Here is a 24,800-nt window from a genome sequence, read left to right on the forward strand (position 1 = left end):
GACATCAAGAGCGCTACAGCGAATGCAGCCCAGATCTTGAATTGCACTTTGTGCTGTCGCATTGTCCCGGTGTGATGCGCAAGAATCTCACGGACCTGGGCATTTGAATCTGGTCCACTCACAAAAGTGAATTCCCGCAACCCCCGAATCGTACGCGCAGTTAGCTCGACGTAGCGCTTGCAGCCATCACAGTCGCGGATGTGGTCACGGATGAGCTGTCTTTCGCCCTCTGAAATCTCTTCTACGAAAGACCTGTCAATAAGCTCGCGAAATCTCTTGTCACTCTCCATGCGAATCACCCTCCTCAAACGCGGATCTCAGTGCTGCAAGACCGCGATAGATTCTGGACGACACCGTTGTAACAGGGGCACCCACGACCTGAGCGATCTCCGGAAGAGACATGTCTTCTTGAAACCTCAGCAGCAAAGCCTCGCGATACAGGGGTGCCAGAATCTGCAGCCGGCCGGCCAGACGCATTGCGTCTTGGCTTCGAGCTGCGGCTTCGAATGGGGAAGGATCGGAGGAGGGTAACAGCAGCACTGCATCGTGATCATCTGGCAAGGAAACTGTCTGTACCGCTTTTCGTTTTTTCCGGAGGTAATCTATTGCCAAATTGCGGGCGATCGCGAATAACCATGGATCAAACCGCTGTCGCCCGTTGTACTGGCTGCCCCGTTGCAGCACGCGAATCCAGGTCTCCTGAGCAAGGTCCTCCGCATACTCTCGCCTCCCGGTGAGGTATAGCATGTAGCGCACCAGTCGATGCTGATAGCGCTCCACCAGGTCTGCAAGAAGCTCCATATCCCTCTCACGTAAGCCTCGCGCAATTTTTGCCGTTTCGGTTTCGGCTGTCGTATTCAATGTCATGGGAAGAGCCAACATATATCCCGTATACGATCAAACCCCGGCGGATTACTCAACTTTTGACAGAAAAATCACGCTAAGATTTGCCTCGGACGGATATCGGATCAATGGACGGCAAGGGCCTGACGTGTACAACTCGTTTATTGGCAGACCCCAAATAGGTCGCTTCTCCATTTCAGGCTAAACCAAGACACCTCTACTTGGGGTCATTGTTGCCTGTTCCACGCTTTTTGTGGAGATGGATCTTCCGCGTCTATTCTTTACTCTCAGCATCACAGCTTCGTGATGCTCGCTCCGTTCGTTGCCACCTTCGCCCTTCACTCGGAGAAGCTACGATTCAACTTCTCCTATCTGAGTGTCTGCGCCCTGTCCTTCTCTCTATGGGCGCTGTCGCGATACGAGTGCATATCTTTGCCTGAAGAAAAGGCCCCGCAATCGCGGGGCCCTCTTTGAAGACGCTTTGCCCGGGCTAGGAAGCGCGCTTCTTCAAACCTGCAGCGGCCTCTTTTTCATCCTCGAGGCTCTTCTGTGCAGAGTACTTTTCCTTGGCAGACTTGGGCTTCTTCTTATGCTCCGGCTCCTCCGAACTCTGCCGCAGAATCGGCTGAGCAGCTTCGGTGATCTTCGCTGCCGCCGCCAGCTCCTCGTTCAGGTTCTCCGTTAGCAAATCGATCACATCCTGCATTCCCAGCGTCTTCGCCATAGCAATCGTCGCCTGGTATCCCGCAATCTCGTAGTGCTCGGTCCGCAGTGCCGCGCCGATCAAACCACAGTCAAACGACGCTCCCTCTTCATCCTTCGTCAGCGCGTCTTTGCCCTCTTCTACAATTCCTTCCATCCCGTTGCAATGCTCTCCGGTTGGCTTTTCTTCCAGATGCCCGAAGACCTCCTTCAAACGTTCAACATGGCCCTTTGTCTCTTCCAGATGCGCGGCAAACAGCTCCTTCAGCTTTGCATTTTTCGCGCCCTTGGCCAGTTTGGGCAGCGCCTTCACCAATTGATTCTCCGCGCTGTACATATCGCGTAACTCATCCAGCAAAACATCCTTAAGCGGCATATACCTCTCCTGTGTCGATCTGTCGTCCGATTCCAGCAGTACGACTCCGGCCATACTGCCACCTGTGAATCAATCAGTGAGAGACGCGCCAGCTGTAGGAAGTTGGCCGCCCGCACGTTTAAATGCCGAAGGGGCCACGGAAACACCGCAGCCCCTTCAAATCCGTTCTAATTAATGTTTCTAACTACTTCTTGCCGGCCGATGCCGCAGACTTCGAATGCGCATCCGTCGATTTGCCATGCGCCGCCGTCGAGGACTCATGGGCCTTCTTGGAGTGTTCGTTCGCCTCATCAACCTGCCCCTGATCGTGCTTACCGGCTGCGTTAATGTGGTGACCTGCTGCCTCGGTGTGATGCTTCGCAGCATCCATGTGTGCTTGTTTTGCCATTGTGTCCACTACCTTTTCTAAGAGCTTCAGCTCTTGATCGGGTACGATGACATCGCTTCAGCCGGAGTTATCCGCATCCCCGGCCACGATCAACACTCCTCCAGAAATTATTCATCCGTTCAACAGAGTGCGTCTCTCCCATAGAACGCCGCCCCGCGCCCGGCCACATGTCGCGTTCATAAACTAAAGTCTATGAGCCCAAGCTCAGGGCAAGCTCTTTTCAAGTAGCTATCTATTCACGTCCTCTTGCAGGATGCCGCCTGCATCGAGCTGCAGTTCTGTTATGGTGTCCACCTCAGGTTCAGACACTAGCGACACCATGAGAGGTAAAAAAAGATGAGAAAAAATAATTCAAGAAATCTTTGCCAAACTTGGCGTATGAGTTATATCCAATTCGCTACAATTGCAAGTAGAGATCAGATCGGGGGCTGCCTTTGGCGAAAGCTGCGGCAGCCCTTCGCCGTTAGCGTACCCAAATCACCACGAACGCACCACGAAAGGACAACAAGCCACCACGTCCACGTACATAGCTCTGACGACGCAAAGACCAAATTCAACTACCTCCGACGCGCCAACCCGCACAAAGCAGATATTTTAGGCGCAACCCACCTGGATGCAATGGTTTAGCGTCATACCCTCCCGCTAAATCATTGCACATACGGGACTTACTCCCAAAATACCCCTGGGTGGGGAGGGGGGTATGCCTCAAATCAGCAGCTATTGGGCTGCGTGCAGCGCGTGATTTTGCTCAAGGCGAGTTGACTCCGGCGGACCAACTCCATGATGTCGGCTAAGCGCATCCGCTATACCGGAGTAGCGCGGTGAATCTCTCAGCAAAAACCAGCACTCACGATCGCCCTCACCGTAACGCCAACTTTTTCGCCGTCGATAAAACTCCGATCCGTATGAGACCAGCCACAACTCATACTGCGATGCGTCAGCGCCAATCACCAGATTTCGACTTAGATTTTGCCACGTCCTGCCTGCGTATTGTGCCTGCCATCCGGGTTGTATCAGACAGCTCTCCGGCCGATCCGGATGCACCACAATCACATCTGCGTGCAGGCGCCCGACATCTTCAGGCTGTACGAAACGATGGGCAAACTCCGGGGTGTTCAGGCCCCACGGATCGTACGCCGTCCACCCCGAATAGTAGGGTAAAAAGCCAGCCTCCGTCGTAATCATGGAGCCATGTTCCTGCATAGCGCTCAATTCTTGGGCAATGTCCTTCGATTCGTTGAACTGCATATCCCTAAAAGTACGAAGCTCGCGGTAGAACGGCATTGCGATCAAAAGCAGCCACGCAACGAAGCCAATGCGCAACGCAGTTCTGCACACCGGAGGTGTTGTCTGCTCCCAATGGACCGCGAGCAAAATAGCGGCGGCAAGCGGTAGATAGAAGAAGAAACGGTCGCCGATATTCTGATCCAGCCGCATCATCCAATAGAACGCCGTCGGCGCGGCGATCAGACTCACAAACAGATATCGTGGTCGAAACCCGCGAAGCAAAACCCCCGGCATTAGGACTGCCGTGTCGAACAACAGATACTTGAAGCTCTGCTGCATCGAATGAACGACAACAAACCCCAACGCGCGATGCGCATCCGACTTCACCAGGAACGGCAGCGGAAAAAGCTCACCAAAGTAATGCACTCTCCACGCGAAGTATGCTGTTCCCGGCACCAGAAAAAAAGCCGTCACCCTCCCTCCCACAGCCCTTCTATCTTTCGCAGAGACCCCAGCAAAAGCCAGCAGAGGCAGCACAAAGACAACCCCATCCGGCCGGAACAGGCAGAACACCAGCGAGGCAAGCGAAGCCCAAGCCACCCGCCGCTCGATCACCATCAGCGTCACCGTCGCAAGCAGCAAAGCATCCGGAAGAACCGCGAATCCCGCCGCCGCCGCTAAGATCTGTGGGAATAGCGCCGCCAATCCCGCAATCGCAAGCACACGAAGCGTTGAGATCCGAACCCGCGCGATCCGCAACAACACCACAGCTAGTCCCAACAGCGACGCCACATTGACCACGGCCGAGAACCAATATGGATCAAAGCCAATTCTTATCGCCCCCGCAATCAGGACCATCCACGCAAAATCCGTTGCACCCTCTGCGTGGGGGCCGCCCGCAAAAAAAGTAATGGCGCCATGCACCGCAAGGTTTCTGCTGTAGGCAAACAAAATCATTGCATCTTCTGCAGGAAGAAAATATTTTGGCACAATCATCAGAAGACTCAGCCAGATTGCGCCAGAAATCCCCAATAACCACACTAGTGCGCGCCCCGGCCATGCGGGCTTTGCCTCTGGCTCCTTATGTAAGGAGTCATCATGAAGCAAGGAGGAGGCCGATGGTTCCGGCTTAAGATTTTGGATTTGGTTCGACAAGCGTTGACATCACTTTCTTGTGCTATGCATGTCTCATGCGTTGCGCTGCGGCTATCAACGAGTATAGATTCACAGATCGTCGATGAATCCGCCCCTGGGCTATAACGTCTAGGTGGTGACGGTGATCTTTTTTTGCGCGATAGCCTGCTGCGTACTAAACTTCAAACAGGGAAGAGTGGCCGAGTGGTTGATGGCTCCAGTCTTGAAAACTGGCGTACCTGAAAGGGTATCGGGGGTTCGAATCCCTCCTCTTCCGCCACCATCTAGTTCCACGAGTTCCGCAGACATCCGGACAAATCAAAAAAGCCCCAGCAAATGCTGGGGTTATGTCCTTTTGGCTTCCAGTGAGGTACAGTGAAAGCCAGCGTCGAGCGCGGGTACATCTGCGGGTATCTCACTTGCGCAACGCGGGTATATCCAAAAAAGCGGGCTCGAGGGCACAATGGCGCTGACCGATACGGAGATCAAAAGGCGAAGAAGAGAGACAAGCCCTACAAGCTGAGCGATGGCAGAAACTTCTATCTGTGGATCAGCTTTGGCGCTGGGCCTACAGGTACGAGGGAAAAGAAAAGCTCATGACCTTCGGCAGATACCCAGAGGTATCGCTTGCGCTGGCCAGGAAGCGTAACGAAGAAGCTCGGACATTGCTGGCTGATGGTCTCGATCCCATGGCAGAACGAAAGGCCAAGAAGATCGCGGATCAAGTTGCCGGCGAGACTCCTTCGCCAGTCTTGCGGATCGGTGGTTGGAGCATTGGCAGCAGGGGAAGAGTTCTCGCCATTTAGACTCGGTGCGCCGGCGGACTGCGGCCGACATCCTCCCCCGGCTGGGCCAACGCCCTATCGCCGAGATAGACGCATCTGAGCTGGTCGCGATGACCAAAGCGATTGAGCAACGCGGAGCGGGTGATATCGCCAAACGAGCTCTACAAGTAGCGGCACAGGTCTTTCGGTATGCGATTGCGCATGGATACGCCACTCGTAATCCCGCCGTTGAGTTTCGCCCGAGTACATCCTCAAGGCCACCCGCAAGACGAACTATGCTCGGGTGGATGCCAAGGAGCTACCAGACCTTCTTAGAAAGATAGAGGTCTATCAAGGGACGCATGTCACTCGACTCGCGATGAAACTCTTGGCACTGACATTCGTTCGAACGAGTGAATTAATCGAGGCGAAGTGGTTCGAATTCGATCTTGAAGGAGCCCGTTGGGATATTCCCTCCGAGCGCATGAAGATGCGTACCCCGCATATTGTGCCGCTGGCAAAGCAATCTTTAGAGATTCTGGATGTCTTGCGTGGACTGTCTGGGCATAGCGACTGGCTGTTCCCAGGCGATCGGAACCCGGCCAAACCGATGAGCAACAACACCATCCTCAAAGGGCTTGAGCGGATGGGGTACAAAGGCAAGATGACCGGGCACGGCTTCCGCGGGGTGGCCTCAACGATCTTGCACGAGCAGGAGTACTCACATGAGCACATAGAGCTCCAGCTTGCGCACTCCCCACGGAATGCAGTAAGCGCCTCCTACAATCATGCCCTCCATCTGAAGGCGCGAACAAAGATGATGCAGGACTGGGCGGACTTCCTGGAACAAACCCAACGCGGCGCCAAGGTCTTGGCCTTCCGGGAAGTGGTGGCATAGTCTCGATAATCAAATCGCAGCGCACTAAGCCGCACCGTCGTCAGCCGGTCCGCCTGGTGGTGAGAGCTGATAGTGGCGCTGAATGAGTTTCCACGAAGCGGTCACGCCAAAGGTGACGTGACCAAGAGAGAAACGCGGGCTACAGCCCGCACAACCGCCCATAGGAGGCAATCATGCACACTCGCCAAAGTGTTGCTGCAAATCCGCTCGTTCAGTCTAAGCTCAACCAGGTCGCCCATTCGATCGCCTATGAAGCGTCGGTCCTGTTTATCAAAAGTGAAACGCTCACCCGTTGCATGCAAGCTCCCGCTCCGGCACATCCTATCGGGCCGCGGACTGGAGGCCCAGGCAGACCAGATGCGTTGAGAGACGATCTCAGCCTCTGCAAGGGTTACGCCGAGACGCAATGCGATCTCGATGTAGCGCCAACGGTTCTGTGATTTTCCATAGAGACCCGCGAGAATTCTCCATTAAATTAGCTTTTCTTGCCCTGAGCACGATCTCCAGAGAAGCCGACACTCTTCGTCATTCTCATCCGGGTAGATGATTTCTCCAAGTTGGGCAGCTGGAGAGATTTTTACGAGTGGTAAACATGTATGGTTCAAGGCGATTACGTATGTTCATTCGGTTGGTGCGGTTGGATCAGGTTTTTAGGGGCATTTGGCACACATAGCGTACAGAGCAACTCTTGTGTTTTATGAGGGCATTAGTTGGGTAGACCTAGAAAGGTTGTAATAAACAGTCATAGGTAGATGGTGATATAGCCGATATTCTGTTGAGGAGCAAAGCGCGTGGCAAAACGACTTCCGGACCCTAGTGGATGGGGGAGGGTCTACTGTACCCGTTGTAACGTCTGTGACACAAAAGTGCTTAGAAGCGCACTAAACGTCTGAGCTCCTTGCGGTTCTAAGTGCATTACGTCCACAAAGTTGCTTGGATCATTACGCAAGGCCGCATACTCAGAGGAGCTGAAGTCAATTACCGGAGCTTTGGGCAGAAGAGCTCGGACAGTTGTGTTGTATGTTTCATAATCCGCCCTGTGCAGTTGATAGAACCCCTCGTAAATGGGGGGGACGACATAAACGATCGCTGCACCTTGGCTTTGCAAATTAAGAATCATCTCGCGGTAATGTTTTAGGGCAACGGGATCGATTGTGAACAAATCAGGATTAAGTTCCCAATGTTCGAGGTTTTTTTGTTTGTGATAGTTGTAATGACCGTTCGGTGCAATGTCGACAAAATCTGTCTCGCGATGAGCTGCACGGAGCGCGTACGCCACTTCTTGAATGTACAAATGGAAGCTAGCTACGGACTCAGCCGTCGTGGTTGAGTCTAGTCCACCCTTTACCTCGTGGTTTGCCGTAATAATCGGGACAAGTGCGAAAACAGCGATCTTGTAATGCCCACGCAAAAGAGCTTGATCCAAAACGAGTCTCTCTTCTGCGGAGTCCGCGCCATCGATAGCTAGATTGTAGATTTGAGCGCCTCCGAGATTTGGAACATCCCAGTTTGCGATCGACGATGGACCAATGATCAGTCCGCCAAAGTTGGCGGGAATGTAACGCTTACTCATGAGAAACTTTGCTTTTCTTCCATTTGTGATGACGGCCACGGAAAGCTTGCGTCCTACCGGATCGCGCCATAAACCGTAAGGGTCTAACATGCAAGCGAGGGCGCAGTTGGCTATCGCAACAGTGAAAATCGTAGCAAGAGTGATGGTATTCCAGCTGCAAGAATTCATCGGTAGACCTCAAAAAGCAAAATATACGAATGGCTTGACTACGTTGGAATTCAAATAAAACAACGAAAACAACATGCAGGCCGAAGTCGTTGCCGAATTGAGGAGTGTCGGTTTAAAACTGACTGACAGTTGGTCGGTGGATTTACCTAAAAACGCGGCTCCAATGCCTGCAGCCTGGGAGAGGGAAAAAACCACAAACATGACTCCTGTACCGACCCCCACACCATTCATCTTATGGAGGTTCTCAACGCCAAAGATGTTCTGCAAACTGAATAAATGCGGCAGATAGCTGAATGCAGTCCATAAATTCGGTGAGCGAAAAAAAACAAAAGCAATGTCGAAGACTGCAAGAGTCATTAGCCAAGATGCCAATCCTGGGACTGCTGGCATCTTTTTTTTTCGCCAAAATTGGTTTACGGCCAAAGCCACGCCGTGGATAGCGCCGAAGATGACGAAGGTCCAATTGGATCCATGCCAAAGCCCCGCAATCGTCATCGCAACCATAGTAGCAATTGCAGACGTGTAGAGTGTGACGCGTCCAAACGACCTCACAAGAGGAGTGTAGATGTAAGTGGTAATGAATGACGTAAGGGAGATATGCCAGCGCTGCCAATATTCAATAATTGAGCTAGCTCTTAGGGGGGCATCGAAGTTGCGTGGTATCTCAATGCCAAAAAACAAGGCTGAAGCGATAGCCATGTCGGAATAACCGCTAAAGTCGAAGTAGATCTGTAATGCATATGCTGTTGCGAAGGCCCACGCCTCTATTGTGGATAGGCTTGAAATGTTGCTGAAGCCATAATCGGCGGCTTTCGCAAAGGCATCGGCAAGTACGACCTTCTTGATAAGACCCAGGGAGAAGAGGTATAGGGCACGAGCAAACAAATCGGCCGAAGGTCCAGCACGTTCATTCAGAATAGGAAATTGATGGATGATGCGTTTAGACCTGCTGATAGGACCTGATATGACATACGGAAAAAATGAAACGAAAGTGGCGTGGTCAAAGAGACTGCTGGGAGGGATCAACCCTTCGTAGCAATCAACTAAATACATGATTTGCGTGATGGTAAAAAAACTAATTCCGAGAGGAAAAGCGAAGTTTGGAATGCGGAGATGATCGACGAGATAAGGAATGCTGCCAAAAAAGAAATTTAGATATTTGAAGACGCAAAGGAAACCGACATTGAGGATCAAACCAAGTTGAAGTATTCTTTTACGTCGAAGTCCAGCAGCTTGCCCGATCCATTGTGAAAGTTGCCAGTTTACCAGAATTGAGCCCAACAGATATGGCAAATAGGACGGTTTTGACCATGCGTAAAAACAAATCGATGCCAGCAAAATACATGTTTGAGGGATTTTCGGAATCGAAAAGCGTTGAGCCAGGAGATAAAAGGCGAAACTTACCGGTAAAAAGAGGAGGATGTATTGAAAAGAGCTAAAGTTCATCGGAGTGCTCCTCTAGAGTCGGTGATAAGTGCTATCAAACGAGGTAATGATCCGTTCCAAATTAGTGGAAATCGACATTACTTTACGCGCATTTTGGCATCAATAAGGTCCAAGAGATCGCCGACGTTCTTAAGCTCTTCTAGCTCGCCGAGGGCGAACTTAATTTTATATCTCGTCTCGATCGCAGTAACAAGATCGATATGTGCTAAAGAGTCCCAGCCCTCCACGTTATAGGCACTTGACTCACGAGTAATAATGAGCGTGGGCGAATCAAAGACATCGCGAAAAATTTCTTGTACTTCGGGCAAACGATCATCCATTGATTGGCTCCAGAATCCTGATGTGGCGGCTGCGGACAGAGTAGTTTGTGATACTAAGTGACCAAACGGAAGCGCCAGTGGTTTGGTCACTTGACACCATTGAAAAGCCGAGTTTTTGATAATGATCCTTAACCATGCCGTTTTTTGCGGTGGGCAAATAGTATCCAAAGATTATCTCGACACCGCGATTTCTGGCGCGCTCCACTAGACCATCTAGCATGCCGATTTCCATTTCGCGTTTGAGGACACGGCAACTCATGAGCCAAAGATCCAGATGAAGCTCTCGCCCTCTAATCGTTCCGAGAACTACCGAGATCAAACCATTGTCGCCGAAGCGATCGATGAGTTTTCCGTAGATTCCAATGTGCTTGCCACTGCTGATTGTGGCTTCGACTTCCGCTAGCGTGTAGCGTCGTGTGGTTAAGTTAAATTGGTTCGATTTGTTCGTAAGCTGCGCAATACGTTCCATGTACGTGGAGTTGAATACGTCTATCTCTGCACACATCTCAAGCGAGTCAAGATATTCCCCGTAGTCAGCAAACTTACTCATAAGCGTTGAGCGCTGCATATTTTCTTGATACAGTTTTGCCCTAGTGAGATCTTCTTTTCCGAGCGATAGCTGTTCAAAATAACGGTGCGATTCGATAATAGTGGCATATCGAGTCACATCATTTCCGACGTTCGGGACTGCTATGCCTGGGATCTGGGCCTCAACGATAGCGCGTTCGGCAGGGTTATCGTCAACAAATACAAAACTATCCACACCAAGCTGAAGCTCCTCAGCTATGCTGAAAATGTTTTCGTGCTTCGGCTCCCAGTTCGCTTTGAATGCGGAGAAGTGCTCCAACTTGAGAACAGAGTCTGGATGCACGAATCCTTGCTTAGCAACCTCCTCATTGTTCTTGGAACACACCGCGAGTAAGATGCCGCGCTCACGCAAGGACAAGCAGTATTCCTGGAAGGCCGTGTAGGCCTCCGCGATCGGAGTCTCGCGTCCGAGTACGATCTTGTCGGGGCCATCGTCTCCAATGATACCGCCCCATAGGGTGTTATCTAAATCTAAAACAAGCACCTTGCGAGTACGCCCGTATGTGGCACGGATGAGTGCCGCGAGAGACGTCGCAATTGCAAAGCTGCCCTCGATCGTATTGGCTATTTTGTACCGATACCATCGTTCCGGATCGGACCAGCGATCAAGTCCAATGCGAGCAGAAATGCTGCACAGATCTTGTAACGCAAGCGTTGGATTGGCACGTGCTTCCAAAACAAAACGATGGTTCATCTCGTTAATGAAGCGTGTCGTTCCTCCGGCACTTGCAGCATCGAGATTTCCCAGAATTGCGTTCCCAGGCAGCTCGAAGTTGTTCTGTACAATCTGACAACCGACTATATTAGTGAGTGAGTCCCAAACGGCCTGGTAACGGACAATCTCACTTTCGACTAGCTCAGAGAAATACTTTTCGGAACAGCTAACAGGCGGAAGTTTACGGATGTTTAAAGCACAAGTGTGAACGTAAACTAAATCTGGCTTAAAAGCTACGATAGTTTCCGGCTCTAACACCGCATCCTCATAGAATCTTCCATACTCTCCTTGATAAAAGATTGGTCGGAACCCGTTTTGCAACAATAAGATCTCCAACAGATCCGCGAGCTCATTCGTAGTGGTTCCACTCAAAATGGCGATTCGTATCTCTTTAAGATCTGTGCAGGCGAGCAACTGCCGACGTAATTTCTTACGTTGAAAAATGATGCTCTCCAGTGCAAAATTGCAAAGGGCAGTTGGCTGCATGTTTCACCTATTAAAGTGTCTAAAAGCTACCACAGCACCAAATAGCTTCAACCCGTAAAGAAGCGATAATAAGAATAATTCCACATACGGATGGCAACGTATCGAAAGTAACCAATCTGGATGTATAGGGTACCCAGGCTTACTGCAGATCTAAACCCGTGCCTCTCTCTATGGAAGCGCAAAACGCGTTTCACCGAGAACTTAGCTCTGTCTAAGCGATCTGCCCTTGACTGGAAAGACCGTCATAGATCCCGCCAAGAGCAGATCGTCAACGTTGCTGACAGGGGAAGATCAGTCGGCGTAGGAAGGTCTCGGAAGAGAAAAGCCAGATCCCGCTTATTGTTAAAATTTCGATGAGGCTTTCAGATTTGAGACATCACCTGCCAATCCAAAACGTTCGGTAGAGTACCTTCTAGTATCCAGAGCGCAAAGGACAGCTGAAGCAGATTCACGCCCATCCTGGCAGGCTTGGATACGTCTGATACCTGTCCAAGCTCATATGTAAACTGCAACTTACTCAGCCTGGGTTAGTTATATGATTCTATGAGCCTTTTGCGCATGCAATCTCCTAAGCAGATTGGCCACGGCAATCCTTGGTGGACGCATGTGGAAAGCTAAAGCTCCTGTTTGAATGTGTTTGGGTCGAGTACAAACAAAATTTGTTTGGTGGAGTGTCGCAATAGCAGTTAGGCGAAGATAAAGCGAATCTACTAATGGCTACCGATCGTGCAGTCCGTTTTCAGATCGAAACAAAGTTGGCTCAGCGTGTACCTGCTGTCCTGACATTTAAGATCAAGCATGCCCCCAGGGCTTTCGCCAGCGGTATGACTACAGTAGATGAGATCGTAGGCGGCGGAATTCCGCGTGGCTGCATCACCGAGGTCGGCGAAGCAGCTCGCCCAGGAAAACTTCCTTTGCTCTATCGGCTCTCGCTTCTATTACGCGACTCGGCAACTCCTGTGCGTGGGTGGATGGAATGATGCACTCTCCCCGGAAAGCCGCCGCAACGGCGGGCTATGGAGCTGAGGCGTTTGCTCTGGCTCCGTGTGTTTGCCGATCGTGGAAAGAAAGTGGCAGATAAGGTATTGCTTCACCACAGTTATTTACCGATGAATCTACCCGGGTCAATAGACGGTGGGCCTTGATTGGAAAAGACACCACCTCGTCTTAGGTCTGATTTCCAACGCAGCCCAAAAGGCAAACACAGGAGCAAGACAAAAACAGAAAATAAAGTCAGGTATTTGGCGCATTCATTCTCCATTGATGCAGCGCTCATCGTAAGAGCGACTTCATCGCGCTTAGATTTAGAAGACGTGCCGTGAATTTCGCTGTGCATCGGCGACCGTTCTCCTGCGAACGAAGGAACGGCTTCGCCGGGCATAAAATAATCGCGGTTACGATTTTGGACCTTGCATTAAAGCAAAGTGGCCGCCTTGGTCGTTTGTGGCCTGCAAAATGCGTGAGCCTCCGGGTACGTCCATGGGAGGCAGAATACTTTACCGCCGGCGTCAATCACACGTTTCTGCGCGGCCTCGATGTCGTCGACGGTGAAGTAGAACTGCCAATGCGGCGGAATACCTTCGGGCATGCCGGGACCTTTACGATTCATCATTCCGCCGGTATAGAGGGGCTTGTCGGTCCGGAAGGTTTGATAGGTACCCATGGCGCCCATGTCGTGCGCAAAGTCCTTCTGCCAGCCGTAATGCCTGAAGTAATAATCGAAGGCTTTTGATGCGTCATCGGTGAGCAGTTCGTGTCAGCCCACGTTGCCCGCTGCCATTTGATCGAGACGTGGTGGAGCATCTTGCTTTCCGGGTTCGAAGAGCAGGTGTTTCACCTTTTGCGGGTCCAGCACGACGGCGAAACGGCCGACACTAGGGATATCCTGGGCGGGTTTTACGATAGTTCCGCCATCGACTGTTACAGTCTTCAGTTCTTCATCGAGTTTTGCGGTGTGAATATGGCCCATCCACTCAGGTGGTAGCTCAGGCGCACCGGCGCCAGCCCAGGTCATCATGCCGCCGACGTCTTTGCCGCCTTTGCCAAAGAAGCTGAAGTAGTTCGCCCGATGCAGGTATTTCTATCAAGCCTCCAGCAGATCCACGATCGGTTTCAACTTGACGAAGGCTGGGATTGTCGTGGCTCGAAACGAGTGAAGCAAAAACGCTCAACGCGATGGTGAGCAGGTGGTCAAGCAGCTTAGCTTTCAGCAAGTCAGGTGTAATTGAGCGAGCAAACACACCTCTGACATGTGGGGTTTTGGGCGATGTCTAATGTACGCCTGAATTGCTGCGCCTCTTCAGAATTGATGGCGTCTTCTAATGAGCCCCTCTCAACTGTGCCAATCTTACGATGAAAAAAGCAAGGCCTAATAGACCCGTCGACCTCCATTACCGCGGAAACCCAGGGTGCATTGCAGACAGGCGACTCTGGCGTCAGCTCGCCCAGATGCTCGCGAAATCGGCGCACGATATGTCGTAGCTTCTCGGGAGGCTCTACGATGTAGCGTTGAGCGATTTCGTCGCGGAATTGTTCGAGCAGCAATTCAATCTCGACTTCAAGGCCCGCTATTTCTGACCGTGTCAGCGCAACCTCGCTCTGCCGTTCGCCGGGCCAAATGAGGTCTCGGTTGAATGCGTGCGACGATACGTCAGTCGCCAGAAAAGAGATGGAATCAAAGCCCAGCCGCTTCGCCGCGGCTACCGTCTCCCGCAAAAAAAGAAAGTTGGCACGCTGCACGGTGCTGCGGGCTTGGATCGGCATACCGGGCCGATGGCACCGAATTGCTGCTATGCCCGCCCGAATCAGATCAAATCCTCGAGTGACCCGCCTAATGCCGTCATGGACCACTTCTGGGCCGTCAAGCGAAATGATGATTTCATCCACGGACCTTGCTACGATATTCGCTCGTTTCTCAAGCAACAGTCCGGTAGTTAGAAGAGTAACTCGGACCTCGCAGCTCTTGAGGAAGCTACATAGTGCTTCAAAGTTCGAGTGAAGCAGGGGCTCGCCGCCAGTCAGTACGACCTGCTGTACCTCCAAAGCCATAATGGAGTCACGGTGGTGCTTGAAGCTTGCAAGGTCGAGCCCCAAGCCAGGCGGCCTTTTCCAAATATCGCACATAAGACAGCGGCAGTTGCAGTTCTCATGCAGGTTCAGCAATAAAATTGGAAGCGATGTGAGCTTATGCGGCAACGTGTGAGAAAGTTGCGTCTTTGCTTCCAATTCAACTGACATGGCATCTCCTGCGACAAAGTTATGTATGGTAGTGGGTTCGTTGACATGGCTATGCCTGCATTCTGGAAACGTGGAGACCGCCGACACGAACGTTACCATCACCCAGAACATTCTCCGTTGCATCGAGTAGCGATGTGGCTGGAGCGCGCAACCAACGGACTTCCTTCTCAACCATAAGCGGGACAAGTGTTCGCCTCATCTGTACTGTGAGCCTGTCGAAGATTTCAGATGAAGCAAGGTGTACCAAGCCGCCTACAATCACCAACTCCACATCCCGCCAACTCAACTCACTTAAGATATGTGCTGGGCTTCCAACTCGCTGAGTTACAGCAATAAGGTCGGCTACGGCACCTCCGCGTAGTGAACCCTCACCACCATGCAGCCGTAAAAGCTGTGCTGCTTCCTCAGTAACCATTGAGAAGAGTCTGTCATCGTTAAGGTCGCAGGCCCACCTAGCAAAACGAATCTCATCTAGAAGATCACCGTTTGAAGTCAACGGTGAGTCGCTTCCAAGTCCAAGCCTCTTGATGGAATGTAATAGTTCACGTGTGAGAGTCTTTTCGAAGAGAAAGCTGTTTGAAGAAGGGCAAATTACCAAGGCAGAGCGGCGCTCGTTCAGGAGAGCCGCGCCTTTGGCATCCAGTGATAATCCATGTATAAGGACGGTACGCTCTTCAATCGCGCCAACTGCATCGAGTGTGTATAACTCTTTAGCTGCAACATGATCAACACCTTCGCACGCATGGATGAGAAAGGGAGCATTGGCGGGAGTACCCTCTAGGGCAGACCGGATATCTTTTGCGAATGCCAGCGAGTGGTCCCATCCGTAGTTCGTGATCACCCGAATGGGAAAGTCCCTCATCATCAGCACCGGATCGACCGGGTTGTGCTGACATACGGTGGTGACTCCGCACAGCAGGTTGCGGATGCTACCCCACCACAGGCGAACGTCTTTCGGAACTCTTTTGTGAAGCGCAATCTTTTCGGCTTCCTTGACTTGAATATCCAGCGCCCACTCAGTTGCGTTCTCGTATGGAGGAGAGCCCAACCGGGGAAAGAGCGCGAACTCAAGATGATCGTGTGCATTCACCAGTCCCGGAAAGACGAGATATCCAGTCAGGTCAATTTGATTCACTCTGTTTTTTAATCTATTGGCTGACCGTGCAGTTTCTGTCGCAATTGAAGCGATTAGTCCGCTGTCCACGGTGATAGAGGCTGCAAGACTCTCATGTGCGCCTAAAACGCATTGCGCTCCTCGCAGATGAAGACCTTCAGACTCCCTAATTGCGGGTGAAGACACGGACATCCTGCGAAAATGAAGCAAGCAGATTGCAGGCTTTCCAGCCGCTTGCTGCCACGCTGTCTCTTTACCTGCCGCCATGAACAATTCATGTTCACTCTCGTCGAATGGCGGTTCGAGGCATACGACAATCGCGAAACCATGAGCGACGAACGTGCTGATCAGATCGATCAGAGGCCGAGTATGCACTTTGAGTCTATATGTCTGGACGGGAGTATCAAAGCCACGTTTCCAGCCAAGTGTAGCTGCGGTGCCCGGATGCATGTCCGACAGAAATAAATCTCCACCAGGACGGATCACCCGCGCTAATTCGGACGCACATAGCTCTAGGTCTTCCACATAACTCAGCACGAACGAGGCGAGTACCAGATCTTTGCTGCCGGATGCAATCGGGATAAGAGGAAGTGCGGCGTGGATTAGCTCCGCACCTGAAAGCTCTTTGCGAGCGGCTATCTCAATCATCTCGCTAGAACTATCCAGACCGTGCAATGTGGCTGGTCCGCCGTGCACGAAGCGCGACAGCCATCTTCCACTGCCGCAGCCCACATCTAAGACATCGCGGTCTTTCGTGTGCGGCAGAAGATGAGCGAAATAACGTTCCTCAAGCGCAAGCAGCGGATTCGGCTGCTCGTCATATACTTTCGCCCAAGCTGCGAAGGCATGCTCGTTTTCCGTCTTTGTTTCAAACTCAGCGGCCCTCACAGGCTTTCCCGCTTTGGCTTACGTAGCTTGATGAAGCTGTTCGCCCACTGCAACTCAACCGGATAGTTGTACACCTGCAGCGTATACCGCCATGAGCTTAAGGTTTTCAGTAGAATACGGCTCCACTTAGGCGCGCGAATATCCTGAACGGTTGGCCATCGAGATGCTACAACTAATTCGAAGTTGTCGATCAGCTCTTTCGTCGTCGATTTCAGCCAAGGGGCATTAGTGTCGATGCGAAGAGTGAAGTCCATCCACCGTTTAGTCGCCCATCCTGCCGGGCTGTCGGGAAAGGAAATCTGGTCGTCCACGTCCCCGTACATAGAGCCTTTCTGCGGAGTGGGTGTGTAGTGCTGGACGATGATCTCCGAGTCCGGATTAATTCGTTTGATCCTTCGAATAAACCTCAAAGTTTCTCGCGTGTCCCGTTCAGGATCTTTAGGGTTTCCGACGACGAACGAAAATTCAGGAATGATTCCGAACTCTCGCGTCCGCTTGGCCATGATAATGGTTTGTTCCGTGGTTATACCCTTTTGCATTTCTTCTAATGCCCAATCGGAGCCGGACTCGGCACCAAAGAAGATCATCGCGCAACCGGCACCGGCAATTGCGGCCATCGTATCGTCCGAGTATCGTGACATGATATCTACTCGTCCTTCACACCACCACCGCAGCCTTAAGGGAGTCATCAGATCGCAGAGCTTGCGTGCGTGGTCTTCGCGAAGGAAGAAGTTCATGTCGTAGAACTGCACCGAATCCGCGCCATGTTGGTCGATCAGATGCTTGAGGATTGCCACCGTACGTTCCGGCGATTCCATCTTTTCGTCGCGCCCATAGGCCGCATGAACGCCACAGAAGCTGCAGTTGAAAGGGCATCCAATACTGGCGTGATGGACTGCCGTGCGCTTGCCGAAGAAGGAGGGTCGCAGGTACTTCTCTACTGGCAGACGATGGAACGGAGACCATGGAAAGCTATCCGGACCTTTCATCGGACGCTCAGCATTGCTGCGATGCAGACCGAACGCATCTTTGTAGGCAAGCCCGCGGATTGAATCCAAGGAACGATTGCCGCGCAGCGCGTCGATCAATTCCAGCAGGGTATCCTCACCCTGCCCCCGAACGACAAAGTCTACGTACTTGGCGTTCAGTGCCGCATCCGGGTAAATCGAAGGAAAGTATCCTCCCCACACGATGTTTACATGGGGTCGCAACTTGCGGATCTCACTCGAAACTTCCATGGCTGTGACCATTTGCGGTCCAGGCATAGTGGAGACACCGAGTAACTGCACCGGGTGCGCGTCGATAAGCTTCAATAGCGCTTCGACCGGCTTCTCTTCGAGGTTGCCGTCAACGATCTCGTACTCTTCACGCCCCTCCAAAACGGCGGCAAGGGCGAGCACGGCCAAAGGCAGCCGGCAGTTGCGTGGTTTTGTAGCTCGTGGATGGAAAAGAAGAATCATGCGGGTTTCCTAGCCGTATAAATCTGGAAACGTGACGGTTCGCGGCGGCGATTCCAACTTGCAATCCACGGCCGCATCGTCCAGGGGAATCCATAGAACGGATTGTGGCGTTCCCAGCGGATACCGAATTTATGCTCCAGATCTCTAAGCCGCTCGTCTGTCAAAAACTCGAGGCTTCGAATTGAGTCCGAAGAGGTGCCAAACCGCTTAAGGAACGCTGCCTGCCGTTCCGCAATCATCAGCTCACCGCTACTCTTGTTGGAGTACCACGGCGAGTCTGCGACTACGATTGTTCCGCTGATCCTAAGGCAACGCAGCGCTTCCCGCAGGCTTGCCTCGTAACTCTCCGCATAGTGGAAAGAGGCGTTGAAGAAGACCGCATCGAACTGGGCTGAGGCAAATGGTAGGCGCGTACTTTCGGCCTGTACACGCGGAAACATCTCCTGTAGGTGTTCTTGATAATGTTTTGCGGCGCCCAGCCCATCCTGATCATTAACCAGCAGGTCTACCGCTACAGGTCGAAGCCCCATCTGCGAAAACCGATAGCTCATCCATCCGTTACCAGCACCCACATCCAGAACGCGTGCATTCACTCCCACTTCCGCCTGGATCTTCGGAAGAATCTGCTTAGCAAGATAGGAATACGTACGCGCACGGATTGTCCATTGCGCCTGATTCTTGCCTGAGAGATCCTTATACGGGAGTGCCAGATAGTAATCCGCGTTTTGACCGCCACGCCCCTCGGCGGCGCGAATCATCTCATAATCTGTAATGAACTGCGAATAGTGCGCCATGCGATCTTCGGTGAGTGCAATCCAGATCCCTTCGCGGGGAACCGCGGAGAGGTGGCATCCATCGCAGATTAGAGTTTTTTCTTCCTGCCGATTCTGCCTAATCACGAGCGAGCCACCACAACGTGGACACCTCGACATCAGATCTGCAGCGGTTCTATCGCAACTTGCATTTGGGTGTCCCATCACGCTTGTCATGGCCCCACTCTCTCCAGATGCAATAACATGTGGTCTCCCAAAGCACGCAGCCCTGGCCAGGTGCGCACGGTCTCATCGATTGCCTCGAAAAGCTTCAAAAGGCGTGGGCGAGACGTCACCCAGGAGTCGACATAGGATGGGGGCACGGTAAGACCGACAGCAGTCGTAGAGACAAGGCGAAACTCAGGCGCGAAAGCGCTACGTAACTGTGCAATGCTCGGATAGTACACAGGGAACTTTAGACCATCGAGGCATGCCTCTGTCATGCCACTCCATCGACGAAACGCCTTGCGCGGGTCTCCACGTAGCAGAAAGTAGGCGATCTCCCACAAGCAGTATCGGGTAGAAAAGCACAGCAACAACGGCGCTCCTGATGTCAGTCGCTCGGATAACTGTTGTGCAACGCTAGTCAGATTGCCAACACAGTTCAGCCCAGAGAAGTTGGAGAACACGCCGTCAAAGCACAGTGTCTGAGGCAGAGTGTCGATCTCTTCCGTGCGAAGTGGGAGAAACTCTACAGTAGCGCCCGGGGCCTCTAAGGCCATTTTGTAGCGGGCTTGTTCGATCATGCCCAGCGAGGCATCGCATGCAGTCACCGTCATGCCTGCCTCGGCGAGAAACAAAGCATCCTGTCCAGTCCCACAGTTCAGTTCAAGGATGTGGCTGCCTCTTGTGAATGCTTTTAGCGCGCGTCCCCAGACTACCTTCCTTTGTGACCTGCCGATCACCGAAAATGTGAAGAGCGAATCATAAGTAGTCGCCAGACGGTCAAATGCCAGTCCGGCTGTGGAGGTTTCGAAAGTATTCATTACCGCTCCACCTCGGCGTAGGTCGCTTGTAGAGCAGCACGTTCGCTTGCAATAGCCTGCCGCAGCAAGGCTGCCTGTCCCGGATCGATCGCCTGGTCGATGCCTCTTGAGTTGTCCAATATACGGGCTAGAGCGACCTCATCTCGCAGCACTCTGTCCGCATGCGTATAAAAAGCACGCGAGTGCCTCCCTTTGATTTCAAGTTCGCGGTCTGAGGTTTTTCCCCAGGGAGAAATCTGAATGATCCGAGAAGCGATGCGGTTATAGTATGGCGTTCCCTTTATTGGATACGAGACGGTTGTAAAGAAGATGTCTGGCTTCGAGGTGCTGACGTGCTTAATTGTTGCCTCGATATCTTCCATTTCTTCTCCCTCGTAGCCCCACATAAGGAACATGCCGCTTTGGATACCGCGCTCGCGACACATCTTCACGGCCTTATGCACCTGCTCAATCTTGACGCCGCGATCCATCGCGTCAAGGATGCGCTGCGATCCGCTCTCCGATCCTATCCATATGCGAAAGCAGCCCAGTTCTGCCAGAAGGTCTATCATCTCGGGACTCAACCGGTCCGCACGCGAGATGCACTCAAAAGGAATACGGATTCCACGTTGTTTCATCTCTGCAGCATAGGTGCGCAACCATGCGTGATTGATGGTGAACACATCATCGGAGACCCAGACCATGTCCGGGCTGTACTGTTCGAGCAGCCATGCCACCTCGTCGACAACCTTGATAGGATCACGCCGCCGATGGGACTGCCCAAAGACTTGGTGGCTACACCAATTGCAACGAAACGGACATCCACGAGCCGTGATGAAGTTTATCGATCCCGTGCCGTGATGAGTCCGCCAGGTCTCAACATATCGACGGATATCGATTGCGCTACGTGCCGGCCAGGGCTGCAAATCGAGATTCTGAATCTGTCCACGTGGGGCGTTTTGGCAAAGGTTCCCATAGGTGTCTAGATACGATAAGCCGGCAATTTTGGAGAAGTCCTTTTCTCGGCATCGAATCGCAAGGAGCAAATCCTCCATTGTTAGCTCACCTTCACCGGCAACCACAAAGTCGGCTCCAGCCTGGAGATATTCCAGCGAATAAGCGCCCGGTTCAGGCCCGCCCACCACGGTCATCCAACCCGCTTCTCGAGCCACAGAAAGAGTTTCAACAACGTTACTTCGCGTCATTAGGTTTGCGTACACGCCAAGCACCGAAGGCTTCTCTGTACGCAGGTGGTTGAATAGTTGCTCACGACTTGAAAAAGTCGTGTCGAATACATCGACATCGAAACCCCGGTTACGCAGGTGTGAGCAGAGATACAGAATTCCCAGGGGGGCATAAGGCTTCATGATCTGCCGTTCCTTTGGGTCTTCGAATAGAAAGTATCCGTGAGTGAGTAGAAGGTCGAGCATCTATGCCCCCGTCGCTCCAGTGAGCTGATGAATGGGAACCAGATTCACCCGAGTCTTCCCACTTGCGTTCGTCGCGGTAAGTTCGATTGCATCTGGATTTCTACTAATCGGCTCCAGAAGAGATACCTCATTCCACAGGCGTTCGACGGAAGCAAAGCCTACCTCGAAGCGCTGCCTATCGAGAGTCCAGGTGTCGACTTCTGCGTGCAGAGCATCGCGGACAGCGCGATAAAATCCGCTCGTATACTCTGCTTGAAACATGATGCACAAGTCATCGCTATCGGCCCAGTTGCGCTTAGACCCAAGTTGTGTCTGGACGCGCTCATAGAAAACGGTGCCGGGAAGAGGGTATGAGAATGAGATCCCAATGTCATCCGGCCGTGTATTGCGGACGAAAGCGATAGTCTCTTGCAGATCGGACCAACATTCTCTTGGATAGCCAAATTGCAGGAAGTAACCTGCGCGAATCCCGAATTCCTTCAACCTTTGTCGTGCCTCTCGGACCGAAGATATATTCAGGCCTTTGTCCATTGCGTCCAGAATCTTCTGCGAACCGGATTCAACACCCATCCATACTTCCGCGCAACCGGCTGACCTCAACGCTGCTACCGTTTCCTCAGTCATCAGATCTGCGCGAGACTGAATCTTAAATGGCAGCGCGGCCCCTCTTTGAGAGACTTCTGAAACAAACTCCTGGACCCAATGACGATTCAACGCGAACACGTCATCACTGAACCAGATGTGCTCAGCTCCCGCTTCATGTTTGAGTTGCCTCATCTCTTCCGCAACAGAAGATGCAGCACGCAGCTGAAATTTGTTGCCTGAAATCGGTTTCGCGCACCAATTGCACTGATATGGACATCCGCGGCTCGAGACCATGTTAACCGAGAAGAATCCATGTGCCTTATTCCATGCATGACGGTACGAATTGAAGTCTGTCAAATCGGTAGGCGGCTGATGCAAAGCGGTCCAATCAGGATTTCTCGAGAGCGATCGATCACCATAGGTCGCTTCACCGCTGTCTCCAATGCGTACGAGTCCGTCAATCTCGGCGGGTTTTCTTCCCTTAATTAAGTATGTGCAAAGGGCTACGAGAGCCTGTTCCGCCTCGCCACGCAATACGTAGTCGATTCCATGACTCAAGAAGAGTTCGGGGTGGTCAGTGGCATCTGACCCATGCGCGATCACCGGAACTTCTTTTTCTTTTGCGGCGTCGGTTAGGTGCCAGGCCACTTCTCGCATTCGTGTGAGACACATCTTCGTCAGAAAATTGAAGTCGTCTTCGTAAATCACCACAATCTTTGGGTCGTGGTAAGCCAAAGACTTTCTGAACTCCGTCTCGGGATCCGACAGCATGGTATCGAACAGGGCGACAGAAAAACCTGCATCGCGAAGAGCTGCCGCTGCGTACAGGGTGCCGAGCGGACGGTAAGGCTGCATCTTTCGCACTTGCTTCTGATCGTAGGCAAGGTGATACGAATGTGTGAGGAGAATGTCTACCAAGAATCACCTCTGCGCATCAAGTTCGCGTGCAGGCAAGCCTCACCGAACCTGGACCTGACGAAGCAGCGCCGGCCTAGCACGCGGCCTCCGCTGGCGTATTCGCAAGCCGTTTAGCATCTACGGCAGGTTTCATTGAGGTGTATTGCTTTAGCTTGTTGTTGAGCCAGAGCTCTACTGGCATCCGATATATATCGTGATCCAATCGCCAACGTGCGGGGAGCGAAATGCACTTTTGCATCAGGCGGGTGATCTTACCGCGCTTATCGGCTCCGATTGGTATGCGGTCGAATGCAACGCGCAGATAATCCCGGGTCACCTGAAGTCTGTCGTGCTCCCTTCCATTAAGCCAGGGAAGCCTGGTGTACCGCGGGAAGTAATCTGCCCACGCCTCAAGTGAAGTCGGCAACTCGATGCCAAGCTCCGTGGCCTTTGAAAAGATCGGTGAGCCGGGGTAGGGGGTGAAGATGTTTGTCCAGAATTCGGCGCCCGGAAACCTTCGGCAGACGTTCATCATAAAATCAATAGTTTCGCGGCGTTCGTTCCTGCCTTCACCCGGAAATGCGAAAATGATATTGAAAGACGGTCGTATTCCGGCTTCCAGACAGCGTGCCGCGCTTTCGTAGATAGAATCAAAGTCTTGCCAATCCTTATTCATAGCCTTCAGCACTGTAGGTGAGCCAGAATCCACACCCTGGCAGATCTGCTGCAAGCCCGCTCGACGCAGCATGCGCAGATCCTCTGGTGTAAGCCGTGCGACCACATTGCTGGTTGCTTGAATACTCCACTGGAAATGAGAGTCTTCGCTCACCAAACCGTCTGCGATTCCTCGGGCTCGGTCCATGTCAACGAGGAAGTTGTCGTCAACCACCCAGATCATATCGAGTGCATACCTGCGGCTCAGATCCACCGTCTCTTCCACAAACTGTTCCGGAGATAGAGCGTTCCACTTGCGTCCGTAGACGCCGGCGTTGGTGCAATAAGCGCAGTTGAATGGGCAGGCGAGGCTGGACGTGTACATTGCCCAACGCCGCCCGCACTTGCGCTCATAAGCATCGAAATCCGCGATGTGGTATGCCTTGGGTGGCATCTCGGCCAGCGGACGGAGCGGACGCTCTGACGTCATGATTAGCCTGCCGTCACGTTTGAATCCGATCCCTGGAACGAAGTCCGGAGCGGACCCTGATTGCAGGTGCTGCACCAACTCCAGAAAGCTCTCTTCTCCTTGTCCTCGCACAATGTAGTCGAGGTAGGGCGCCTCAAGCGTCTGCTTTGGAAGCAATGAAGGATGCCACCCTCCTAACACGATCGGGAAGTCCGGGTTCCATGCCTTCACGGCCTTCGCGATCTCAACGGTTTCGCGGATCATCGGACCAGTCACCAGGGATACGCCCAGACATAGTGCATCCTTGACCTCCTTCAGGACGCGATTCTTGAAGTCGGGTGTGATCGTCGAATCGATCAGTACGATTTCGAAACCAGCGCGGATCAGCGGGGTCGCTACCGCCAAAATGCCAAGCGGTGCCGTCGCCTCAGAACTGGCAAACGATGGAAAGAAGAAGACGATCTTTCGAGATGTTCGCACGCTATACCCGCCGTTTCTATGGAGAGCATAGCGAGCCGGTGCAGCGGAGCTTGTCACCAGGTTGTCAACGGTCTGTCATCTTGTTATCGGGCAAGAAGGCCGCCTGTCAGACACGGCAATCTACGAACCGACAAGATGCACAGGAATTATCGTCGATAACGCGATACGAAAGGTGCAGTTG

23 protein-coding genes and 1 tRNA gene are annotated in these 24,800 nt (G+C 52.4%); 5 read left to right on the forward strand and 19 right to left on the reverse strand.

Features of this window, described 5'->3' with window-relative positions:
* Positions 1–279 precede the first annotated feature (279 nt).
* The 4 genes from RBB75_RS11660 to RBB75_RS11675 all read right to left on the reverse strand — a co-directional run bounded on the left by RBB75_RS11660 (position 280) and on the right by RBB75_RS11675 (position 4,493).
* Positions 280–882 (reverse strand): RNA polymerase sigma factor, encoded by a 603-nt coding sequence (locus RBB75_RS11660; protein ID WP_353068190.1) that lies wholly within the window; start codon positions 880–882, stop codon positions 280–282.
* A 451-nt stretch (positions 883–1,333) separates the two neighbouring features.
* Positions 1,334–1,921: a ferritin-like domain-containing protein gene (locus tag RBB75_RS11665; protein WP_353068191.1), complete on the reverse strand. Its 588-nt coding sequence runs from the start codon at positions 1,919–1,921 to the stop codon at positions 1,334–1,336.
* A 184-nt stretch (positions 1,922–2,105) separates the two neighbouring features.
* Complete coding sequence (locus RBB75_RS11670; RefSeq protein WP_179636759.1) at positions 2,106–2,309, reverse strand: hypothetical protein; 204 nt, start codon at positions 2,307–2,309, stop codon at positions 2,106–2,108.
* A gap of 717 nt (positions 2,310–3,026) precedes the next feature.
* Positions 3,027–4,493 (reverse strand): hypothetical protein, encoded by a 1,467-nt coding sequence (locus RBB75_RS11675; RefSeq protein ID WP_179636761.1) that lies wholly within the window; start codon positions 4,491–4,493, stop codon positions 3,027–3,029.
* 367 nt (positions 4,494–4,860) lie between these two features.
* On the opposite strand from RBB75_RS11675, the gene RBB75_RS11680 reads away from it, so the two are divergent.
* The 4 genes from RBB75_RS11680 (at position 4,861) to RBB75_RS11690 (ending at position 6,332) form a co-directional block, all read left to right on the forward strand.
* A tRNA-Ser gene (locus RBB75_RS11680) sits at positions 4,861–4,950 on the forward strand.
* 265 nt (positions 4,951–5,215) lie between these two features.
* Positions 5,216–5,476, forward strand: coding sequence for an Arm DNA-binding domain-containing protein (locus tag RBB75_RS11685; RefSeq protein WP_353068192.1), 261 nt, complete (start codon positions 5,216–5,218; stop codon positions 5,474–5,476).
* Positions 5,437–5,778: a phage integrase central domain-containing protein gene (locus RBB75_RS21110; protein ID WP_373563102.1), complete on the forward strand. Its 342-nt coding sequence runs from the start codon at positions 5,437–5,439 to the stop codon at positions 5,776–5,778. Before RBB75_RS11685 ends, RBB75_RS21110 begins: the two co-directional genes overlap by 40 nt.
* Positions 5,739–6,332, forward strand: a complete 594-nt coding sequence (locus tag RBB75_RS11690; RefSeq protein WP_353068193.1) for a tyrosine-type recombinase/integrase — start codon at positions 5,739–5,741, stop codon at positions 6,330–6,332. The genes RBB75_RS21110 and RBB75_RS11690 overlap by 40 nt, the downstream gene beginning before the upstream one ends.
* 832 nt (positions 6,333–7,164) lie before the next feature.
* Here the strand turns inward: RBB75_RS11690 and RBB75_RS11695 are convergent.
* The 4 genes from RBB75_RS11695 to RBB75_RS11710 form a co-directional block, all read right to left on the reverse strand.
* Positions 7,165–8,073, reverse strand: a complete 909-nt coding sequence (locus RBB75_RS11695) for a hypothetical protein (protein ID WP_179636763.1) — start codon at positions 8,071–8,073, stop codon at positions 7,165–7,167.
* Between the two features lie 9 nt (positions 8,074–8,082).
* On the reverse strand, positions 8,083–9,519 hold the full coding sequence (locus tag RBB75_RS11700; protein ID WP_179636765.1) for an MBOAT family O-acyltransferase: 1,437 nt from the start codon (positions 9,517–9,519) through the stop codon (positions 8,083–8,085).
* A gap of 77 nt (positions 9,520–9,596) precedes the next feature.
* Positions 9,597–9,839 (reverse strand): acyl carrier protein, encoded by a 243-nt coding sequence (locus tag RBB75_RS11705; RefSeq protein ID WP_179636767.1) that lies wholly within the window; start codon positions 9,837–9,839, stop codon positions 9,597–9,599.
* On the reverse strand, positions 9,832–11,628 hold the full coding sequence (locus RBB75_RS11710) for an HAD-IIIC family phosphatase (protein WP_179636769.1): 1,797 nt from the start codon (positions 11,626–11,628) through the stop codon (positions 9,832–9,834). Before RBB75_RS11710 ends, RBB75_RS11705 begins: the two co-directional genes overlap by 8 nt.
* A gap of 713 nt (positions 11,629–12,341) precedes the next feature.
* Here RBB75_RS11710 and RBB75_RS11715 point away from each other — a divergent pair.
* A complete protein-coding gene (locus RBB75_RS11715; RefSeq protein WP_353068194.1) occupies positions 12,342–12,608 on the forward strand; it encodes a hypothetical protein in 267 nt (88 codons plus the stop codon).
* 119 nt (positions 12,609–12,727) lie between these two features.
* Here RBB75_RS11715 and RBB75_RS11720 read toward each other — a convergent pair whose 3' ends face one another.
* The 11 genes from RBB75_RS11720 to RBB75_RS11770 all read right to left on the reverse strand — a co-directional run bounded on the left by RBB75_RS11720 (position 12,728) and on the right by RBB75_RS11770 (position 24,619).
* Positions 12,728–12,964 carry a hypothetical protein gene (locus RBB75_RS11720; RefSeq protein ID WP_179636771.1) on the reverse strand — a complete coding sequence of 79 codons (237 nt, stop codon included), beginning with the start codon at positions 12,962–12,964 and terminating at the stop codon, positions 12,728–12,730.
* Between the two features lie 78 nt (positions 12,965–13,042).
* Complete coding sequence (locus RBB75_RS11725; RefSeq protein WP_353070384.1) at positions 13,043–13,378, reverse strand: VOC family protein; 336 nt, start codon at positions 13,376–13,378, stop codon at positions 13,043–13,045.
* A 6-nt stretch (positions 13,379–13,384) separates the two neighbouring features.
* A complete protein-coding gene (locus RBB75_RS11730) occupies positions 13,385–13,645 on the reverse strand; it encodes a hypothetical protein (RefSeq protein ID WP_179636774.1) in 261 nt (86 codons plus the stop codon).
* 197 nt (positions 13,646–13,842) lie between these two features.
* Complete coding sequence (locus RBB75_RS11735) at positions 13,843–14,865, reverse strand: radical SAM protein (protein ID WP_179636776.1); 1,023 nt, start codon at positions 14,863–14,865, stop codon at positions 13,843–13,845.
* Between the two features lie 49 nt (positions 14,866–14,914).
* Entirely contained in the window at positions 14,915–16,867 is a 1,953-nt protein-coding gene (locus RBB75_RS11740; protein ID WP_353068195.1) for a methyltransferase domain-containing protein, read from the reverse strand.
* Positions 16,864–18,327, reverse strand: a complete 1,464-nt coding sequence (locus RBB75_RS11745; protein WP_179636780.1) for a B12-binding domain-containing radical SAM protein — start codon at positions 18,325–18,327, stop codon at positions 16,864–16,866. Before RBB75_RS11745 ends, RBB75_RS11740 begins: the two co-directional genes overlap by 4 nt.
* A complete protein-coding gene (locus RBB75_RS11750) occupies positions 18,324–19,226 on the reverse strand; it encodes a class I SAM-dependent methyltransferase (RefSeq protein ID WP_353068196.1) in 903 nt (300 codons plus the stop codon). Before RBB75_RS11750 ends, RBB75_RS11745 begins: the two co-directional genes overlap by 4 nt.
* Before the next feature lie 86 nt (positions 19,227–19,312).
* Positions 19,313–20,125 carry a class I SAM-dependent methyltransferase gene (locus RBB75_RS11755; RefSeq protein ID WP_353068197.1) on the reverse strand — a complete coding sequence of 271 codons (813 nt, stop codon included), beginning with the start codon at positions 20,123–20,125 and terminating at the stop codon, positions 19,313–19,315.
* A complete protein-coding gene (locus RBB75_RS11760) occupies positions 20,125–21,471 on the reverse strand; it encodes a B12-binding domain-containing radical SAM protein (RefSeq protein ID WP_257030833.1) in 1,347 nt (448 codons plus the stop codon). Before RBB75_RS11760 ends, RBB75_RS11755 begins: the two co-directional genes overlap by 1 nt.
* A gap of 63 nt (positions 21,472–21,534) precedes the next feature.
* Positions 21,535–22,974 carry a B12-binding domain-containing radical SAM protein gene (locus RBB75_RS11765; protein WP_353068198.1) on the reverse strand — a complete coding sequence of 480 codons (1,440 nt, stop codon included), beginning with the start codon at positions 22,972–22,974 and terminating at the stop codon, positions 21,535–21,537.
* Between the two features lie 136 nt (positions 22,975–23,110).
* On the reverse strand, positions 23,111–24,619 hold the full coding sequence (locus tag RBB75_RS11770; RefSeq protein WP_179638725.1) for a B12-binding domain-containing radical SAM protein: 1,509 nt from the start codon (positions 24,617–24,619) through the stop codon (positions 23,111–23,113).
* Between the last annotated feature and the right edge of the window lie 181 nt (positions 24,620–24,800).

This window comes from Tunturibacter empetritectus, from assembly GCF_040358985.1.
GTDB lineage: Bacteria > Acidobacteriota > Terriglobia > Terriglobales > Acidobacteriaceae > Edaphobacter > Edaphobacter empetritectus.

Excerpts from the sequence above, each read along its gene's own strand:
- RBB75_RS11660 (WP_353068190.1), bottom strand. The coding sequence starts at position 882 with ATGTTGGCTCTTCCCATGACATTGAATACGACAGCCGAAACCGAAACG.
- RBB75_RS11665 (WP_353068191.1), bottom strand. The coding sequence starts at position 1,921 with ATGCCGCTTAAGGATGTTTTGCTGGATGAGTTACGCGATATGTACAGC.
- RBB75_RS11670 (WP_179636759.1), bottom strand. The coding sequence starts at position 2,309 with ATGGCAAAACAAGCACACATGGATGCTGCGAAGCATCACACCGAGGCA.
- RBB75_RS11675 (WP_179636761.1), bottom strand. The coding sequence starts at position 4,493 with ATGATTTTGTTTGCCTACAGCAGAAACCTTGCGGTGCATGGCGCCATT.
- RBB75_RS11695 (WP_179636763.1), bottom strand. The coding sequence starts at position 8,073 with ATGAATTCTTGCAGCTGGAATACCATCACTCTTGCTACGATTTTCACT.
- RBB75_RS11700 (WP_179636765.1), bottom strand. The coding sequence starts at position 9,519 with ATGAACTTTAGCTCTTTTCAATACATCCTCCTCTTTTTACCGGTAAGT.
- RBB75_RS11705 (WP_179636767.1), bottom strand. The coding sequence starts at position 9,839 with ATGGATGATCGTTTGCCCGAAGTACAAGAAATTTTTCGCGATGTCTTT.
- RBB75_RS11710 (WP_179636769.1), bottom strand. The coding sequence starts at position 11,628 with ATGCAGCCAACTGCCCTTTGCAATTTTGCACTGGAGAGCATCATTTTT.
- RBB75_RS11715 (WP_353068194.1), top strand. The coding sequence starts at position 12,342 with ATGGCTACCGATCGTGCAGTCCGTTTTCAGATCGAAACAAAGTTGGCT.
- RBB75_RS11720 (WP_179636771.1), bottom strand. The coding sequence starts at position 12,964 with ATGCACAGCGAAATTCACGGCACGTCTTCTAAATCTAAGCGCGATGAA.
- RBB75_RS11730 (WP_179636774.1), bottom strand. The coding sequence starts at position 13,645 with ATGATGACCTGGGCTGGCGCCGGTGCGCCTGAGCTACCACCTGAGTGG.
- RBB75_RS11735 (WP_179636776.1), bottom strand. The coding sequence starts at position 14,865 with ATGTCAGTTGAATTGGAAGCAAAGACGCAACTTTCTCACACGTTGCCG.
- RBB75_RS11745 (WP_179636780.1), bottom strand. The coding sequence starts at position 18,327 with ATGATTCTTCTTTTCCATCCACGAGCTACAAAACCACGCAACTGCCGG.
- RBB75_RS11755 (WP_353068197.1), bottom strand. The coding sequence starts at position 20,125 with ATGAATACTTTCGAAACCTCCACAGCCGGACTGGCATTTGACCGTCTG.
- RBB75_RS11760 (WP_257030833.1), bottom strand. The coding sequence starts at position 21,471 with ATGAAGCCTTATGCCCCCCTGGGAATTCTGTATCTCTGCTCACACCTG.
- RBB75_RS11765 (WP_353068198.1), bottom strand. The coding sequence starts at position 22,974 with ATGCAGCCTTACCGTCCGCTCGGCACCCTGTACGCAGCGGCAGCTCTT.